Origin of the sequence: Xanthocytophaga flava (assembly GCF_030068545.1) — a bacterium.
Taxonomy (GTDB): domain Bacteria; phylum Bacteroidota; class Bacteroidia; order Cytophagales; family 172606-1; genus Xanthocytophaga; species Xanthocytophaga flava.
This window is the reverse complement of sequence record NZ_JASJOR010000063.1, coordinates 1-18,538: the sequence shown is the minus strand read 5'-3', so window position 1 is coordinate 18,538 and position 18,538 is coordinate 1. Positions and strand designations below refer to the sequence as shown.

Here is an 18,538-nt window from a genome sequence, read left to right as displayed (position 1 = left end):
TGACCACTACTTCGCCAGGCTTCTACCAGCGACAGCATTTTTTCTCGTTTGGCTTCTAAACTATTCATGTTTCAAAGCTAAAACCTATTTTACCGCATTTCAATATGTACTTGGTCGGGCGCATACCTCCAAAGACCTGCTTAAGCTGGTAGGCATAGGCATTGGCGTTGCCTCTCCCATAGCCTGGTATGTCATGAACCAATGGCTACAAAACTTCGCCTACCGGATCAAAATTGAGTGGTGGATGTTTGGTATAGTAGGAGGGGTGGCTATCGTAATTGCTCTACTCACCATCAGCCTTCAGAGCATTAGAGCTGCACTGGTAAACCCTGTACACTCCCTGCGTAGTGAGTAAGAAAGATAACCTTCTTCGAGAAGAAACAAATTTCTTCCTTTCAGCAGGAAAGAAAGAAATCGTTCCTGTTCTTGTAAAAAGAATGCTCTCTTTATGCTTTTAGAAGGATTTTTCCCTTTGTTGTCCTTCTGGAAGAATCTTGTGACAAATAGAGCCTTGCTTGGTTTTTGAGTGAAATAAATTCTCACTTCCTGGTACTTTACCAAACCTATACGAGTCGCTATGCTCGTTATTACTCTTCCTGAAGCGTTATATTATCAATTTCGCAACAATCTGTTTTTATATCACTATTCAAGGTTAATTCTCCTTGCCCATTCTCATTAATTGATACGCTATGATTCTCAGCGGAAAACAAGTATGCATCATAATCACGACTATAATGCCAGCTACCTTTTATCGTGTCTTGTTTAAGATTTTCGATTGAAATAGTAAATCGTCCTTTTTTACTTATCTCAACTATAACAGGATTTGAATGACTGTCTTTTCCTAAGTAAGTCCCTTCAAAACTTTTTTCCTGATATAGTGCATTAACTCTGGTTCCTAGTATTAGTATAAATGGAATAGAAAAACTTACTGCTGATAAGCGTAAAAGAACTTTTCTAGTTTGTTTTAATCTAAAGCTCAGTAGTCCTGCTACTAGTAATATTGCTGATGGAACCCAACACAGTACCATAAGAGCAGAAAGCAGCATAAATTCCATGCTATATATTTAGTTTGGTTTTTAATTGTTTGATACTGAGGTTGATGTTGTGAGGATAGTTGATGCTATAGTTGTATGATGAAGCAATGCACATTAGAAGACAGTTGTCGATTTACTTGATTTGTATATGGTCCGATATTTCCGGGAGAAATATATAAGAATTATCCAGGAGGTGCAATCTCTTACTGGTCAACCTCTGATAGTTCAAGCCGCTATAACTACAATTCCTTACTGGTACAATTAAGATGGTAATGTATTCCAAGTATGCAGATAAGGGATATACATTTCAATTCCTTACTGGTACAATTAAGATTACATTTCTCTCAACCCCAAAGTCCAGCCACTGCCATTTCAATTCCTTACTGGTACAATTAAGATAAGGACTACTCTCAAGTACATCGACAGAGACAAAGACATTTCAATTCCTTACTGGTACAATTAAGATCTGGATCAGAAGAACCAACCTTCCCGGCTACGCGAATTTCAATTCCTTACTGGTACAATTAAGATTTGCGTCAATCGCTACTGTATAAGCTGCGATAATATCATTTCAATTCCTTACTGGTACAATTAAGATACTGATAAAAAATTGAGCCATACAGAAGCTTTAGAAATTTCAATTCCTTACTGGTACAATTAAGATAAAAGCATACATATATACCAGCCCAATATTCAGATATTTCAATTCCTTACTGGTACAATTAAGATTCGTTGCAGGCTGCGAGTAGTGTATCTCTCTCGTTCAATTTCAATTCCTTACTGGTACAATTAAGATTGGAATGCTATCGAATCCAATCCATTAGGCTACTATCATTTCAATTCCTTACTGGTACAATTAAGATTGGCCTGACTGGCATACGTTGCGATCTTTGCACCAAGATTTCAATTCCTTACTGGTACAATTAAGATGTGCAATATAAGTTATACACAGGCGAACGGGTAAAGGTATTTCAATTCCTTACTGGTACAATTAAGATAGGAGTACGCCGATAAGAAAGGTTTTAGCGTTGAAATTTCAATTCCTTACTGGTACAATTAAGATACAGACAAAGCAGCAGGTGATTTTAAGTCCAATATATTTCAATTCCTTACTGGTACAATTAAGATAAAGAGATAGTTCCTTTACAGTAGATGGACTCGAAAATTTCAATTCCTTACTGGTACAATTAAGATTTGCGTCAATCGCTACTGTATAAGCTGCGATAATATCATTTCAATTCCTTACTGGTACAATTAAGATAAAGCTAAAGAAATTCCCTTGGCACTTAGCAACAACATTTCAATTCCTTACTGGTACAATTAAGATCATGTGTTAGTAGCACCCGTTAGTACAACAGAATTAAATTTCAATTCCTTACTGGTACAATTAAGATATATTCAGCGTCAGAGGCGAGTATGTCCGCTGCTCCATTTCAATTCCTTACTGGTACAATTAAGATAAAGAAAAGACCCCTATCAACTATCAAGGAGTCGGTATTTCAATTCCTTACTGGTACAATTAAGATGACTTTGGGGTTGAGAGAAATGTAATGCTTATAGGCGTATTTCAATTCCTTACTGGTACAATTAAGATTACCGAACCCGCGCCGCTTACAACTTACCCGACATATTTCAATTCCTTACTGGTACAATTAAGATAGGTGTTCCTATGTTTAATGCGCGCTGATAATAGGCATTTCAATTCCTTACTGGTACAATTAAGATTGATCTAAAATAGCCTTTAAAGCTTCATTATCTTCATTTCAATTCCTTACTGGTACAATTAAGATTATGGTGCGGGATGAGTTGCAGCATTACAATTTGCAGATTTCAATTCCTTACTGGTACAATTAAGATTATTCTCGCAAATTAGCGGGATGGTTGAGCATTCAAATTTCAATTCCTTACTGGTACAATTAAGATTCCTGAGTAGCTTCAAGTTCCTGAAGGTGTTTCTTAAATTTCAATTCCTTACTGGTACAATTAAGATCTTTCTCGTATGTTGGAGAGCTTTCCTTTAATCCTAATTTCAATTCCTTACTGGTACAATTAAGATTAAAAACTGAGCAACTTAATGATGAGAACACCGTCATTTCAATTCCTTACTGGTACAATTAAGATCTTTCTTTACTGGCTACTAATGCCCATATCTCTTTCATTTCAATTCCTTACTGGTACAATTAAGATCGTAGCCACCGCAATAGGTAAAAATGCTCGTACGATATTTCAATTCCTTACTGGTACAATTAAGATAGCGTTTGTTTCATCGACTGTTATATTGCCTGTAATATTTCAATTCCTTACTGGTACAATTAAGATCTCAATATAAAAGTAGGTTTCTTTGGTGGTCTTGGATTTCAATTCCTTACTGGTACAATTAAGATCCGATATCTCTGCGAGATGGCTCCAAACCTTCATAGATTTCAATTCCTTACTGGTACAATTAAGATACAGCATCTTCGTAGTAAGGCTCGTAGCCTTCTACCATTTCAATTCCTTACTGGTACAATTAAGATGACAGGGATATTGATAGTTGTCGAACTTGTTACTAATTTCAATTCCTTACTGGTACAATTAAGATTGATTTGAGCAACTCTTCATCTACTCTGCAAAAGAAATTTCAATTCCTTACTGGTACAATTAAGATCACGAATAAAGATTTGGCTTGCTGTGTTTCTTCTAATTTCAATTCCTTACTGGTACAATTAAGATTTGAAACAGAAGTAAACATACTGTCTACTAAAACGCATTTCAATTCCTTACTGGTACAATTAAGATCATATCGGTAATCATTTACTGAAGCCCTAGCTTCTTCATTTCAATTCCTTACTGGTACAATTAAGATTGGTGAAGGCATCCGCTTCGGGTTTGTTGGAGCGAAATTTCAATTCCTTACTGGTACAATTAAGATAAAAATCTCCTAGAATGGCAGCCGCTTCTTTCTCCATTTCAATTCCTTACTGGTACAATTAAGATCCTGTAACTATTTCTTCCCAGGATGCTAATTTGGAGATTTCAATTCCTTACTGGTACAATTAAGATGAAATAGTTCCAACCCAGACGCTATTTATGGTTTAAATTTCAATTCCTTACTGGTACAATTAAGATAGTTCCTTTATGGCTACCTCATTGCGGGTAAGTTGCATTTCAATTCCTTACTGGTACAATTAAGATTGTTTATCGCAAATAAAAGACTTGCAGCCAAGCAAAATTTCAATTCCTTACTGGTACAATTAAGATGGAGAGCTTTCGGATATTTGCCCTGGCAGTAGTATGATTTCAATTCCTTACTGGTACAATTAAGATCCGGATACCTGAGAAATTAGGTACGTTCAGAATTTCATTTCAATTCCTTACTGGTACAATTAAGATTACGTTTGTGAATCGGGGAAATTTCGCGTTTATGACATTTCAATTCCTTACTGGTACAATTAAGATGTTACTATGTCCACCACTGTGAGTATGTGTGTGATTCATTTCAATTCCTTACTGGTACAATTAAGATTAAACCATAGATAGCATCAGGATTGGATGTATTCCCAATTTCAATTCCTTACTGGTACAATTAAGATTGGATTTGCAAAGCTTCATCCCAGTATAACACCTTCATTTCAATTCCTTACTGGTACAATTAAGATCCGTTAGAAACGAAGCTAAAAATAGCGTTTTTGGCATAAAAACGCAGCTTTTGTAATTTGTTTTTTTGCAAAAAGTCGTCGATGTGTAATACTACGATTTACCTAGGGGTTCGACGACTTGTTGATAGTGAGTGTGTTATGTGTATTTGTAAGGGTTTTGCGGCATGCAAGTACTTTAATTGTACATACCTAAACTACCGGTCGACGACTTTTTAGAGAAAATGGTCCGTATCGTTTTTCGTTAGGCCAATCACTTCCTTGTCCAGCCAGCGTTGTTCACGGCTTTTAAAGATAATCAGACTGTCGGTATCTTCATCCATAATCAGGCTGGCTTTGGCTTTAAGTTCTTTTAACTTTACCTCACTAATCTCACCTTCAAACACTGAGTTCTGAATCCAGTTCAGATACTGGCGACATAACTTCAGCATTTTACCCACCCGTTTTTCGCCTACATCATATACCAGTACTATATACATTCGCTTACCACCAGGCTTTAAAGGGTTTATAAGGCTCAATACGCAGAATGTGTTTGGCTAGCTTATAACATTCCAGTTTGATGAGGTGTTTGTAGCTGACACTTCGTCCCAGACTGCGGTGCTGGATCGTTTCGCGAAGCTTTTCATCCCAGGCTTTGACAAACGCTTGGCGGGCATGTGGTTTCAGGATACAACGGTTCAGGTTTATGTCAAAATCTTTGGCCTGTAGCTGCTTTTTGTTTAATACTGAAAATACCAGCCTGTCTACCAGTATCGGTTTAAACACCTCTGCAATATCCAGTGCCAGCGAATAACGGCGTGTACCCGGTTCGTGCAAAAAGCTGATGGTTGGATTAAGCTGGGTGTGATAGATCTGGTCGAGGCAGGCAGTATAACAGAGCATGTTACCTAATGAGATCAGGGCGTTGACCTCGTTGGAAGGAGGCTGTTTGGTACGATTGCCCATTTCAAATCCATTGATGATGTTGTCAAATGCCGCATAGTAGTTCTGACGGATGTTACTCTCTGTACCCATCAGGGCCGCCACATCGGTAGTCAACGGAATCTGGCTGATATGATTTTCGATAGCTGTTAGTGGCAGATCCAGGTCACGTTGACGGTTGTGGTAATAGCGCAGATTACGCAGCATATTGTTAGCTCCCCCTTCTACAAAAGCACGGGCTAATTCCAGTCGGGCCGATTTGCGCAGGTACGCACGTGTTTGTTCAACCTGCATTTTGCCTGCCAGCAGGTAGTCTTTGGGCATAAACGAACCTGTATAGTGCTCATAGTAATCAAAGAAATGTACCGCTACATTCTGTTTGCCCAGAAAGGTAAAGAGGGCACTGTTGGCATCCAGATTGCCGAATACATAAAACTGGCTGACATCCTCTACCGGAATGTATTTAGGAGGTGCTTCGTTGCCATCCGCATCGATAGGAGTAAACTTCAGGGTGTTGTCTTTCCGGCTCAACCGTCCGGGGTTGAATAGGTAATAGGTTTTTGACATGGGCGTATATGTTTAAGATCCCAACAATGTAGGGGCGCACCTGCGTGTGCGCCCAGATTCGTGCAGGGAATGTTCGGATTTGTAAACCAGCATTGTACCCTGTAGGGGCGACTGGCGGTCGCCCTGGTTCCCGCAAACCCTGCCTGGGATATTCCGACCCTGTAGGGGCGCACCCATGTGTGCACCCAGTTTCCATATGAAATGATCGGGTTTAAGAGACAAATCCTTCGGATATCCATGTTATGTTGTGTCTGCGGGAAACCGGACGAACACGCAGGTGCACCCCTACAGTATCAATACATGAAATGACATTCTGTACCAGCTCTCAGTCTTTCTCTAACCGCCTTATCCTCAGTCAGAAAAATGAATTTTTATAGTACATACTATATTCTTTTTCTTTACCTTCACTATACGATTCTTGCTGGTTCAATCAGAATATCCAAAAGGTTGTTTACTCAGCAACTGAAACAATGATTGTCTAAGCCGGATGTGATACAGTATTTTTCAACCTGTTTAATCCTGAATTAGCTTATGGTGACTCCAAATCAAGCCGATCTGATCAAATTGATCTGCCGCACGCTGGAACGGATTTCAGACGCGGAGCAGATGATTGGAAATCTGCAAATCGAAACCGAATCGGAAACCAATCTTTCTCTGAGGCAATACAAACACCTGAAGGCCCGTCTGACCAAAGATCTTCATGGACTGCTCCAAAAGTTTGATGGAAACCTGCATGTGCAATACATTGAACGAGTGGAAGCTTACTCGGCCTCTGCTACATAACAAAACTCGTAATACGAACAGCTTTTGCATAGCGACTTTTTGATACGAGGCGGACAGGTCCGAGACTCAATCAGGACTTGTACGCCCTTTTCCCATTCCGCCACCTGTAGTCGGTCGGCGTGGGTGAGGGGAGGGATAAGCTCAGTCTTACGCAGCTTCGGATATTCCAGTATAGCCGATGTGCCTGCAATGCCGTTGCGTTCGAGTACATACTGGTAATACCGTACCTGTGCTATATGCGCCTGCTCTGCCTTGTCCGACTTCTTGGTTTCATGAATCACCTTTGCCTTCGCATCAAAAAAGTCAATCTTAATCCCTTCCATTTCCAGCTGTGTATACCGTTCCGCTCGCTGCTGATAGGTTGTCTCCCCAATCAGCTTGCCTTCATACACGGTATCTGATGTGTGCTCCATACGTACTTCATGTGCATGAAGCCACGTTTCCCGTTTACATATATGATATAGGTTAATGAGAGTCGCAGTTACTTGCATAAGCATCAAATGAATGCAGAATCACTAAAAGCTCTGCTATTTAAACCTGATTCGTAGCTATAAGGTATACCATCTGTACGTTGTTCATTCCAATGTGTAAAGAAAGTAAAACCATATTTTTGTTCTCCAAATCCTTCCAATATGCTTTTATGATCTTTTGAATGAGTCATTAGTGCAAATGTGAATTTGGAAAGAATGCTTTGAAGTGTTTTAAACTGAATCTTACCTTTCATATCAAACCCTGCCTTTTTCCTTCTCTTATCTATTTCTTGTTTGATTAGATCCTCATAAAGCTTCCATACATCATGACCACAAATCATATTATTTTCATCAGGCTCTATTTCAAAAAGCTGTAGGAATTGCAGATCATCCTTTGTAAATATTTGATCTTGTTGGTTTTCATCAATCCCTTTCACATATACAGGTAATTTGATTGGAACAAAGACAGATTCATTTTGCTGATCTATGATTCTAAAATTTTTATCGGTCTCACGATAATTCAATCTGCCGATACCCGGTTTTAAGAAGCCATTATCAAAGTTGTCTGACCAACCGCTATTAGTATTATAGTTGTCTTTTCTCTTAAAAACCAACTGATACAATTGCTTGAAGTCCTTTGTTGTTAATATATCTTTATACTCTTTGACTGATATACTCTCACGAGTAACCTTGTATCGTAAATCTGACTGATATAATAATTTGGCATCATCCAGTTTGAATAAATAGACTTCTGATCTGCTTTTAGTGGCATTTCTATTGACTCGGCCTGCTAACTGTTCGTCTGAATCAATCAGTGAAATATTTTTAAAGCCCAAGTCCATATCAATATCTACTCCAGCTTCTACTACTTGAGTAGTAATTAGAAGAATATTCTTGCTTCTGTTTTCTGATCGTTTCAGAAAATTAATTATCTGACGTCGTCGTGGTTCTAGTATAGTGCCAGATAATACAAATATCTCTGCAAAAGGATGTTCTTTGGTTTCTAGTGTTTGATAAAACTCAGCTGCTGATTTTTTATAGATAAACTCAATAATAGTATGTACACTCTTAGATTTGTTTTCCTGTGCATATTTCTCAGATTTGGAAATTACTGTATCAGCTAAAGATTCAAGCGTAATTTCATCTTCAAACAACTCAAATTTGAAAACCACCCGTTCTGCAAAATTGGGATTCTGGATATATTGAGCTGAATTAGGAAGTAATTCGATAAAATCAGGTTTTTCTCCAAGGTTGATTTGTAGACTACTGATTTTAGGTAAAGTAGCAGACATAAGTACAAACCTCATGTTAAAATAATGTGCATACTGGCTAATGAAGAATAACATCTTATCCCAGATTGCGGGGTTATACGATTGTAACTCATCGATTACAATTACAGAATTAGCTAATCGGTGAAGCTGATAATTGGTTTCCTTATGGTTGGTTTTTAAGATCTCAAAAAAACGAACATGAGAAAGTACTGTTAATGGATATAACGAAAATAGATTATCAATAAAGTCTTTCTTTTCATCACCAAAAAGGCCATCTTTTTGTTCTTCGGGATTTCCTTTTTCGGACTTACTATGAAAACCTGCTTTAGAATGAAGTTCTATTAACTCTTGATTATTTAATCCCAGACTTTCCTGAAGTGCTTTATATGTTTGGGTAATAAGAGTTGTAAATGGAAAAACATAGTAGGCCTTAGTGAGTTCAGAATTATTTTCCAGCAATTCTGTCAGTGTAATCATGGAAAGATTTGTCTTTCCTCCTCCTGTCGGTGCCTCTATGTAAAAGAGACTTTTATGGGCATTGTTTCGAATAGACTGGATAACTTCCACCGCCATTTCCTGGCGTAAACTATTTAGATTTTCATTGGAAATTTCTACAGGATGTTTGAACTGAAAATTGCCTAGATCAGTAAAAGTCTGCTTGTTGTGTTTAAAGTTTCGAAAATGGCTAGTAATGTTCTTGATTCTTGTCGTATCACTAAAGATTCCAAAATCAGTAGTTGGTGCATCACTCATATACTCATGAGTAGCCAGATAGTCTGAAGCAGTAAGTAAAGAAAAATTAAGTTTAATCAATGCAAATAGTGGAAAGTCTACTTTCTTCAAAATCTTATCAAACCGTTCAAAATATACTTTTTTTAAGTTTTTAGGAAGGTTTTCTACTAAGCCATTATCTATTACAAAATGGTATAAAGCAATATAGTTTTTCATTACTTTGGCCTCATCTCCAAACTTAATGTCTCCATCAATTGGATCTGCCAGAAAAGGGGCATGATGCTTGAAGATAGGATAGGAGAATAACAGGACAAACAAATCTAGTTTTGATAAGTCTTCTTTGCTAAGTCCTGATGTTTTCCAGTTATCCTGGACATGTTTTAATATAAACAAATAGGCTCCCAAAGCTGAATGTGATGTACCAATAGGATGATCTGCAATAAGTTTGAATAATGGATTATTCATTTTTTTTGGATCAGCCTGGAAATTTTCGTTTACCTTTCCAAAATCATGGAAATGAATAGCACTTACAAAATACTGCTTGATAAGATTACCAACCAGAACATGAGTTTCAGGCTTAAAATTATCTTTGATTTGTCCGTTAATAAGCCTGTCTATTACCAGGTCTAGTTTATGAACCTCACACAATGTGTTGAAATACTCGTTTACTAGTAGAACATGTTCTTCAAAGGGCTCTGACATTTTCCCTTTGTGAGTATGTGCCAGATAATTTCCTACAGTAGGCAGCCATTTGCTTAAAGGAGGAATGGCTGCCTGTATCTCAGAAACTGTCTTAAATGAGCTGGACATAAGCTTCTTTTGATGATAAGTAATAGATATGCGGCAATTGTACACCTGCTTTTAGATGCATGTTCGAATAGGCGTAATCTTCAAGCTTATATTGCCTCAACTCCGCGTCGAATCGTATAGGTAAGCGTTCAAAATACATAAATGTCTCAGGGCTGAATACAAACTCAAAAGGATTATAGTTAGCCATAGAGTCGTCTTCTGTATTTTCTCTCACATTGATCGTTTTACGAAAGAATGTGAGTATAGGAAGAGTAGTATTAGAAGAGCTGCCAGAATTGAAGTTATATTCCTGAAACGTATTCTCACCTGTTGATTCGTCTATCCACCAAATCTGGAATTCATTTTTGCCCATATAGGGAATATACTCTGCTTTTCCTTCTTTCAAATAGTCATACAGTTTTGCATGATCTGAGTTACTCATAGACAAGAGCAGATAACAACGATAGGCTGGATGGATGAGCATTGTCTCTTCAATCAGAAGATTGCCGTCCGAATTTGCATATCCTACTGTATTGGAATATTTTACTGAAGTCTTCTGAAAATTTCCTTTCTCATGATTCAACGGTTCGATTCCAATAGGCAGGTCTTTAAGTTTTTCATAATACTCTGGAAATATTCCTTTCTGCTGATAACCAGAAAGTCCCAGAATAGCTCCCAGTATGCCTAATAAAGCAGGTTTATGCAGCATATTGTAGGAAAGCAATAGCCCATCGTTATAGTCAGGCTTTTTTAAAAAACCAAAATTTGCTTTCAGATCAAATGAAACTAGTTTTTCTTCTTCCATACGTTAGCTTAGTTCATGTTCGACTACCTCTTCGGGAAGATTGATCACTTTTGTTATTGCCTTATCGTAGTAAATTTCTATTTTTTCTATCTCTGCTTTGACATTCGCCCGAGATAAGATTGCTTTTACTCTACTAAAGTCAATTTGCCGATCTGCATTTATGTCTACTAACTCAACAAAGGATGGCAATACAAGCTTTGAACCTTCTTTTAATTGTACCCAAAACAGAAGTTCATTTTCAACACCAGCTTTAGACGAGGAGTCATAAAATGTGGCACCATAACGAAGTGCTTCTTTTAGCTTGGCGATATCTTCAGCAGAAAGGCCATCGCTTTCAGCTGCCTTATTCATTTCTTCAAGATTTCGTGGATTAACAGATAAGTGATGTACATAATGTCCTTCTCTTAGCTTGAACTGTGTACCTAGCGTGGTTTGCATAGAGTCGGCACTCTTTTCATTTGAATTTCGAAAGGGAGAAGAAATTTGCTCAGAGTAAATAATGCCTTCTACAAACCGATTTACACCATGGGTGAACTGTACAGTGCCATGTAATGATAAATTTGCTCCTGAACTTGCAAACGTGCCTCCAAACAATCTGACATCAATACAACGTAGTAGATTACTCAGAATAGTTTTTCTGGCTTTTATTGCCTCTTTCTTGTCTGTTTTAGGAAACTCACCAAAGAATTTGACATAGGTTTGGTCTAAATCTCTGGGTTGCATTTCCTCATTAAGACTCTTGAAATAGAATATTTTTTGATCTGGATAATGCTTGGCTAAATAATTACGTACTGAGTATTTGAGGGCTTTATCTGTTGCATACACTGTTCCATCTGGAAGTGTACGAGGTTGATGTGTAAAGTCTGCATTGTAGTTAGCATTGATGGCTTTGATAATAACACAGCCAAATACCCGAGAGTTAAATGAGTTAGTCATGGTGTATTTAAGGGTTTATTCTTCAGATTCTTGAATTTGTGTTTCAACTTCTTGTTCTTCTTTGTTGCTGAATAATGCATTTTTTGAGAAGATACCTGCCAATGTAATGGGCATGAAATCCCTCATATTTGCTTTTGTCTCATAATCCATTACTTCTGCAAATGGAATACGGAAGTTAGATGAGAACTCTTCATGTTTGTATGTGTCAAACAAGCGTGCAATAGCTTTATTGAGTTCTTTGGCATGTACTTGTTGTAGAAATGGCTCTAACCTTTTATAGCTACGGTCTGCCGTTTTACTTTTGCTAAGTAAGTAATAGATCACCTGACCTACGGTGAATGCGTACTGATCATCTGTTTGAATATTAGCTTCACCTTTTGCCAGCTTTTTGATAAACTCACGATGAGTTTGCAGGTTATTTCCCATTGTATCAGTGGATTTATGATATTGATTAAATTTTTCTGAAAGACTAAACCAGATATTAAGTTTCCTTCGAATACTCCCATTCTGCGAATGTTGGTTATTCTTGAATTCATCCAGCCTCATATCATCCAGAATACCTGTTTGTAGAATATGATCAAATACAGATTGAGAAATAGCCTGACGTTTAGACTTATAGATAAAGTCGTAAAAGGCTTTGCGATAGGTAACAACTAACAAGTAAGTGTTGTCTGACTTACAATACTTTGCATCTACATCATCAAAATATTTAAACTGAAAGTCACCAGCCTTTGTCTTTGAAACTAGTGCATTGTTAAAAATGGGGACTAGAACGGCATACTGAAGTTCAAAGACATTAGTAATAGACCGGGTATAGTTGATATCAAACAGATCTTTTATTTCCCATGCGTTACCTTCTTTATCCCTTAATTCATATTCAAACTTTGATACGAAATCAAAGTCTTTAATCTCTCCTGCTTGATAAAACAGTAAGTAATAATTTCCGAAATTTTCTTTATGACTCTTGTAAAGAGATTCTATAATGGTTTGATATCCTATCTTCTTTCCCTCTTCTGCCCCTGTTTTGAATAATGCGATTGCATCTCCTTGAAGCTCTTCATTGTAGATAAAAATGGGTAAAGGCTTAGGCAAGATCCCTCGTCCAATTATATCAAGAAACTCATATAATGCTTTTGCCTCTTGGGCGGCAATACGTCCGGATATATCAAATGTGGCAGTTTGATGAGTAAGAAAAGGTTTCTTGGTTGGAAATCCATTGAAAAAATCACTGGTGCCATATGTGATTGTATTGGATACCTGATTATAGTCATTGGTATTAAATAACTTATCTCCCAGGTACTTCGCATTGGCATTCTGATATTTTTCAAATGGTTCATCCAAGTAGAAAATAACATATTCAGCATCTTTAATCTCCTCGAAAACAGGAATTAGATTAAGCCATGTATGCAATTTTTCCTGTGAGTTTAAAGCATACTTAAAAATCTCTACTCTTTGTTTGTCTTCTTCTGAATTAAGTAAGTCAAATGTTTTGGCAAAATAAGTAGAGATCCTATCATAAATCTGTGGCTTCTTATCTCTTGCATTCGTACTATATTTTTCACCATTAATCAGATTCTCACGTTTTAAGGCCAGACAGTAAGGAGAGCAGGAATGAATAGCCTTTAATGGTAAATCAAAACATTTATTGGTATTAACACACCAGGATGCTTGAGATAGACTTGCACAGCGTTGAAGAAAGATAACATCTTCTTGACTTTGGTTTTTCTTTCTGGTATATCCCCAACTTACAAGCGAGTTTTGATCTATAAATGAGGTTTCACCATCACTTTGAATTCTCAAAAGGATATGTAAACCCTCTTTAGGCTTCATTCCTAGTGTCTTAAATTCTGGGTCTAATGACTCGACAAAGTTTGATATTTCTTTTATCATAGAGATATATCTTCATTTATTGGAAAGAAATCCTATATTGCTTTTACTAATCTTAATTATTTTTGAGGGTATCTATGAAAAGGAAAAACATCCCTAAATCAATCATCTTTGATGATAGAATATTACCCGTCAATACTCTTTCTGTAGAAAGGGCAGAAGAAATAGAACAGGTGTTAATGCCTCATATTCAAAAGCTTATTTTTAAACTTCGAAAAAAAAAACATTAAATTTGAGCTATGTATAATCCTTCTTCTGCATTTGATGATAGAAGCCTTCCCAAGGAGAAGGCCAGTATTTCCCCTGAACGGTCAGAAGAGATTGATAAGTTTATGATTCCTGTTTTGCAGAAGAACCAGATAATAATTAGTCACTTATCCCTTCACCTCACAACACCCAAATCCCTCCGCATTATACCTGCCAAATCCTCCGAGTAGGCCGATTTCCAGTAGTTTGCGAGGAGCGGTTAGTTCGAAGTCAAACAGGTAGCCTTTTATCTTGGTCGCTTCTGGTGAATGGTCTTTCAATGTTATCAGCCGGGCTTTGGGTTCTGCACTCAGCAAGCGAAACTCCATAGGTGCATTCGCCCAACTGGCTTGTAAAGACTGTCCACTGGCAATGTACTTATCGAGCAAGTTGGTAAACAGCAGTTCCTGATAGCCTTCCTGAAGTGGTGAGTAATAGTCGTCATGTCCGCGGTCGTTTTTACGGCTTACTACCAGCGGTGACAACGTTCGCAGGTGCACTGTTTCGGACGGTATCTGCCAGGCCAGACTTTCGACCTGCTTTACCCGAAAATCTACCTGCGAGATTCTATCTCCCAACCGAAACTCCTGTTCGGCAAACAGGCCCATCACAAAGTTTTCCGCTGCCTTATCGGTGTAAAAAGACACCATAAGACCTACTTCGTCTGAAAGTACCGCAATGCGGTCACTTCCTTTCCGGATATCGAAACGAGGGATCTGCAAAGCGGAGAAGGTAAAGAACTTGAACCGCTTTTGCCCAGCAGAATAGCCACTATTATGCAGAAAGTCAGCATATGTCTCATCCGCTTTGCCTATCACTTTGTATATCCATGACGACAAGGGATAGGCATAGTTAATCGGCAATGTCGATTGGCTTCCGGTTTTTTGTAAGGTTAGTTTCAGTCGCATAGGTCAGATCAGAAGTTCGTTAGAAGTGCTTTTATGCGTTTGTTGATCACAAAGTTGTGGAGGCATCCCGCCAAAACGTTGCGGAGTAAAAAAGTTTTTTATATTTTTTCATTGATAGTCATTACAGCATACTTCGCAATGGCTTTTTGCAGGCGGGATTTTATCTTTTCCCGCAGTGAATCCGGCGCTAATACCTCAACCTCTTCACCATAGGCTAGAATTTCCCGCTCCAGTTCATGATTGGGCGTTACGGTGAGTTTAATGATCAGGTGAGTAGGAGTATCTTCTACAATTTGCTGTGAAGAATGCATTGGAAGAGACTTGACATATTTTCCTTCCTGAGCTGTAAATCGTAGTAGCACCTCCTTCTCTTCTTCATCCGATGGAGTCGTCACGCCAATAACATGATTGCGGTAATTGCGGCATTGATCTGCCCGATTGGTAGTAAAGGTCTGATCTGTAACCATAAGTTTACGCATACGGTCCAATCCAAACGTGCGCAGGCTCTGTGCTGTATGACAATAGGCCGCCAGATACCATCTGTTTCGGTACTCAAACAATAGACCCGGTTCGACAATCCGCTCTTTTGTCTCGTCACTGGTATAAGGACGGTACGTAAACTGAATCACCCGACTGGCGAGCATGGCGTTCCATATATCCGATAGCAACTCCAATCCTGAAAACTGACTATTCCCTTCCAGTTGCAGATAACGTGAGGCAGAGTGCTTGCCTCCAATCGACTCAGAAAGAAACTCCAATCGTTCGCGCCGTTCCAGCAGGTTTACAAATTTGGGAAATTCGCTGACATCTTCGTCTAGGGGAATATCCAGGTAGTACCCTTTTCGTTTAGTATCATACCGGACGTGTATCCCATATTCTTCCCGCAGATGTTTTCTATCCCATTCTAACGTTCGTTCAGCTACTGCGTCAATACCATAGTCTCTGAGTCGATCTTCTATAGTTTTTTGAGAAGGGTACGTATAGGGTTTCTCCACCATACCTATAAGACGAAGCTGGCGACGTAGAATAAGCGATTTTTTCATACGAGTGAATAGTAATGGAAAGTGTATCCAGGTTACATTTTACTAACTAGCGTTAAATAACATATAGATCTACTTTGTTAAAAGGGTATTTTTACCCTTTTTTACTAGTAGTTCTGTAAGATTTTATATTTTCAGTTTATTATGAATGAGTAATTACAGAACTTTACTCAGAAAGATCGTCTTACTACTTTCTTACCTGCCTTTGAATAGGAGACCGAAGAGTTAAAAATGTGGAGAAAGTTTTGGGTAATGTCGTCGACCGGCAAAAAAGTCTATATTGATTCAAGCCAGAAAGCAGTCTAATGTGCTATTTATTAATTTAATCTGTTGATAGTCAACAAGTCGTCGAACCCTTGGGTAAATCCTGTTATTACACATCGACGACTTTTTACGAAAAAATAAATTACAAAAGCTGCGTTTTCATTCTAAAAACGCTATTTTTAGTCCCGTTTCTAACGGCCTTTAATTGTACCATATAGGAATTGAAACTGATAGTGTATTTTTTTGTACCATCATGCATCCTTTCCTTTAATTGTACCATATAGGAATTGAAACTACTTTCGAGCTTTTGACCTGTATCGTCTTTGAATGTTTGCCTTTAATTGTACCATATAGGAATTGAAACCCAGACTATCCAAAGAAGCACAGGATCAGGAGAGAACCTTTAATTGTACCATATAGGAATTGAAACATTACTTTATTGATTACCATGATTTACATTATCCCACCTTTAATTGTACCATATAGGAATTGAAACGTGATGGGATCTTCTGAGGCTGCCAAAGCTGAATTTCCTTTAATTGTACCATATAGGAATTGAAACTGAGGTTTGAATACAAAGTCTCTGCAATCGAAAGTGCCTTTAATTGTACCATATAGGAATTGAAACAAAAAATGAATCCAGTATCAGTCCGACACTGGAAGACCTTTAATTGTACCATATAGGAATTGAAACAAGGAGCAGGACAGACAGTAATAGCCTTTCGAAATGCCTTTAATTGTACCATATAGGAATTGAAACACATATATTTCTACACCGAACCACATTTCCATACCACCTTTAATTGTACCATATAGGAATTGAAACCCAGTCTGTATCGCAATGCTCCCATGACTCCACTTTCCTTTAATTGTACCATATAGGAATTGAAACATCTTATGACCGGGACGCTACCTTTGATCTGGAAAACCCTTTAATTGTACCATATAGGAATTGAAACGTCCGACAATGGAATGACTGCTGAAATACTGCAACGTCCTTTAATTGTACCATATAGGAATTGAAACCCACCTGACTAGAATTAAATTCAGGATTCGACAGACCTTTAATTGTACCATATAGGAATTGAAACTCTCTAAGTCTGGAGGTTGCTTTGGTCGCTTCTTCCCTTTAATTGTACCATATAGGAATTGAAACGGAATCAGATGTAGAATCTATTGAGGAGGAGAAAGACCTTTAATTGTACCATATAGGAATTGAAACATTGAGGAATTGCTAGGAACAAAACCATCTGATGAGCCTTTAATTGTACCATATAGGAATTGAAACATTGAGGAATTGCTAGGAACAAAACCATCTGATGAGCCTTTAATTGTACCATATAGGAATTGAAACTGTATTGGGCATTGAATCTAACCGCAGGATACCCATTCCTTTAATTGTACCATATAGGAATTGAAACTGGGATGCTAACGAGTGGGTATGGGTAATTGATTTTGCCTTTAATTGTACCATATAGGAATTGAAACGAGATTGGCATGATACAACCTTTTTTTGGTATACATCCTTTAATTGTACCATATAGGAATTGAAACGGTGTAATAGTGTCAACCTATGCACAATGGCTTAATCCTTTAATTGTACCATATAGGAATTGAAACGCATCTTTAGATACTTAGCAGCATACAACGCTGTTCCTTTAATTGTACCATATAGGAATTGAAACGAAGTAAGTGAACCTGGAACAAGAGGTAAGCCTACCCTTTAATTGTACCATATAGGAATTGAAACGCCATTTCTTTATGCTTGTAGAAGTGGTCAAGATTCCCTTTAATTGTACCATATAGGAATTGAAACATCTGCAAAGGGCAGATGTGATTTTGTTCACGGTTCCCTTTAATTGTACCATATAGGAATTGAAACCAGAAAAAGAAGTATTCGAATTACTAACACCACCTACCTTTAATTGTACCATATAGGAATTGAAACACAATTTCTAAAAGCTTGTGCTGAAATAGATTTAATGCCTTTAATTGTACCATATAGGAATTGAAACCTCATTATTTTAATGTTTTAACGGTAAAACGATAAAACCTTTAATTGTACCATATAGGAATTGAAACTCGGTATCATTAGCGCTAAAGCTAACTGATCTCCTCCCAAATTTAAGACCGAGCAGAAATGGAAAAATCGGCGGTAGTGAACAGTTGCGATTGCTCGTCCATCTGACAGGGTGTAAGTCCTTTCAGAGAACTGTGAGGTCGGAACTGGTTGTATTCCAGCCGCCAAGC

General features: G+C 37.8%; 13 protein-coding genes and 2 CRISPR repeat arrays. Of the genes, 2 read left to right on the top strand and 11 right to left on the bottom strand.

What is annotated here, in order from left to right:
- Window positions 1–355 (top strand): ABC transporter permease (locus tag QNI15_RS38485; RefSeq protein WP_390902243.1); only part of this gene is annotated, 355 nt, incomplete at its 5' end.
- Between the two features lie 232 nt (window positions 356–587).
- On the opposite strand, the gene QNI15_RS38480 is transcribed toward QNI15_RS38485, so the two are convergent.
- The 3 genes from QNI15_RS38480 to cas1b all read right to left on the bottom strand — a co-directional run bounded on the left by QNI15_RS38480 (window position 588) and on the right by cas1b (window position 6,157).
- Window positions 588–1,055, bottom strand: a complete 468-nt coding sequence (locus QNI15_RS38480; RefSeq protein ID WP_314005333.1) for a hypothetical protein — start codon at window positions 1,053–1,055, stop codon at window positions 588–590.
- A gap of 217 nt (window positions 1,056–1,272) precedes the next feature.
- A CRISPR array of direct repeats spans window positions 1,273–4,672; the repeat unit is 30 nt; unit sequence ATTTCAATTCCTTACTGGTACAATTAAGAT.
- A gap of 212 nt (window positions 4,673–4,884) precedes the next feature.
- A complete protein-coding gene (gene cas2, locus QNI15_RS38475) occupies window positions 4,885–5,148 on the bottom strand; it encodes a CRISPR-associated endonuclease Cas2 (RefSeq protein WP_314002075.1) in 264 nt (87 codons plus the stop codon).
- Between the two features lie 4 nt (window positions 5,149–5,152).
- A complete protein-coding gene (cas1b, locus tag QNI15_RS38470; protein ID WP_314037481.1) occupies window positions 5,153–6,157 on the bottom strand; it encodes a type I-B CRISPR-associated endonuclease Cas1b in 1,005 nt (334 codons plus the stop codon).
- Window positions 6,158–6,688: 531 nt separating this feature from the next.
- Between cas1b and QNI15_RS38465 the strand changes: the two genes are divergently transcribed.
- Entirely contained in the window at window positions 6,689–6,940 is a 252-nt protein-coding gene (locus QNI15_RS38465; protein ID WP_313988662.1) for a hypothetical protein, read from the top strand.
- Here the strand turns inward: QNI15_RS38465 and QNI15_RS38460 are convergent.
- The 8 genes from QNI15_RS38460 to QNI15_RS39060 form a co-directional block, all read right to left on the bottom strand.
- A complete protein-coding gene (locus tag QNI15_RS38460; protein ID WP_314037479.1) occupies window positions 6,919–7,431 on the bottom strand; it encodes a CRISPR-associated protein Cas4 in 513 nt (170 codons plus the stop codon). The two genes, QNI15_RS38465 and QNI15_RS38460, sit on opposite strands and share 22 nt — an antisense overlap.
- Before the next feature lie 5 nt (window positions 7,432–7,436).
- Window positions 7,437–10,223: a CRISPR-associated helicase Cas3' gene (gene cas3, locus QNI15_RS38455; RefSeq protein ID WP_314037477.1), complete on the bottom strand. Its 2,787-nt coding sequence runs from the start codon at window positions 10,221–10,223 to the stop codon at window positions 7,437–7,439.
- On the bottom strand, window positions 10,207–11,007 hold the full coding sequence (cas5, locus tag QNI15_RS38450; RefSeq protein WP_314037475.1) for a CRISPR-associated protein Cas5: 801 nt from the start codon (window positions 11,005–11,007) through the stop codon (window positions 10,207–10,209). Before cas5 ends, cas3 begins: the two co-directional genes overlap by 17 nt.
- Before the next feature lie 3 nt (window positions 11,008–11,010).
- The gene (locus QNI15_RS38445) at window positions 11,011–11,943 is read right to left on the bottom strand and encodes a type I CRISPR-associated protein Cas7 (RefSeq protein WP_314037473.1); all 933 of its coding nucleotides are present in this window, start codon (window positions 11,941–11,943) and stop codon (window positions 11,011–11,013) included.
- A gap of 15 nt (window positions 11,944–11,958) precedes the next feature.
- Window positions 11,959–13,833 (bottom strand): hypothetical protein, encoded by a 1,875-nt coding sequence (locus QNI15_RS38440; RefSeq protein ID WP_314037471.1) that lies wholly within the window; start codon window positions 13,831–13,833, stop codon window positions 11,959–11,961.
- Between the two features lie 371 nt (window positions 13,834–14,204).
- Entirely contained in the window at window positions 14,205–14,984 is a 780-nt protein-coding gene (gene cas6 / locus QNI15_RS38435) for a CRISPR-associated endoribonuclease Cas6 (RefSeq protein ID WP_314037469.1), read from the bottom strand.
- Between the two features lie 98 nt (window positions 14,985–15,082).
- Window positions 15,083–16,027, bottom strand: a complete 945-nt coding sequence (locus QNI15_RS38430) for a helix-turn-helix transcriptional regulator (RefSeq protein WP_314037467.1) — start codon at window positions 16,025–16,027, stop codon at window positions 15,083–15,085.
- A 459-nt stretch (window positions 16,028–16,486) separates the two neighbouring features.
- Window positions 16,487–18,370: direct repeats of the CRISPR family, unit length 30 nt; unit sequence CCTTTAATTGTACCATATAGGAATTGAAAC.
- A gap of 42 nt (window positions 18,371–18,412) precedes the next feature.
- A partial coding sequence (locus tag QNI15_RS39060; protein WP_390902244.1) for an integrase core domain-containing protein occupies window positions 18,413–18,538 on the bottom strand: 126 nt, incomplete at its 5' end.

What these genes read in the sequence shown, in the direction of transcription:
- QNI15_RS38480 (WP_314005333.1), bottom strand. Translation starts at nt 1,055, where the DNA reads ATGGAATTTATGCTGCTTTCTGCTCTTATGGTACTGTGTTGGGTTCCA.
- cas2 (WP_314002075.1), bottom strand. Translation starts at nt 5,148, where the DNA reads ATGTATATAGTACTGGTATATGATGTAGGCGAAAAACGGGTGGGTAAA.
- cas1b (WP_314037481.1), bottom strand. Translation starts at nt 6,157, where the DNA reads ATGTCAAAAACCTATTACCTATTCAACCCCGGACGGTTGAGCCGGAAA.
- QNI15_RS38465 (WP_313988662.1), top strand. Translation starts at nt 6,689, where the DNA reads ATGGTGACTCCAAATCAAGCCGATCTGATCAAATTGATCTGCCGCACG.
- QNI15_RS38460 (WP_314037479.1), bottom strand. Translation starts at nt 7,431, where the DNA reads ATGCAAGTAACTGCGACTCTCATTAACCTATATCATATATGTAAACGG.
- cas3 (WP_314037477.1), bottom strand. Translation starts at nt 10,223, where the DNA reads ATGTCCAGCTCATTTAAGACAGTTTCTGAGATACAGGCAGCCATTCCT.
- cas5 (WP_314037475.1), bottom strand. Translation starts at nt 11,007, where the DNA reads ATGGAAGAAGAAAAACTAGTTTCATTTGATCTGAAAGCAAATTTTGGT.
- QNI15_RS38445 (WP_314037473.1), bottom strand. Translation starts at nt 11,943, where the DNA reads ATGACTAACTCATTTAACTCTCGGGTATTTGGCTGTGTTATTATCAAA.
- QNI15_RS38440 (WP_314037471.1), bottom strand. Translation starts at nt 13,833, where the DNA reads ATGATAAAAGAAATATCAAACTTTGTCGAGTCATTAGACCCAGAATTT.
- cas6 (WP_314037469.1), bottom strand. Translation starts at nt 14,984, where the DNA reads ATGCGACTGAAACTAACCTTACAAAAAACCGGAAGCCAATCGACATTG.
- QNI15_RS38430 (WP_314037467.1), bottom strand. Translation starts at nt 16,027, where the DNA reads ATGAAAAAATCGCTTATTCTACGTCGCCAGCTTCGTCTTATAGGTATG.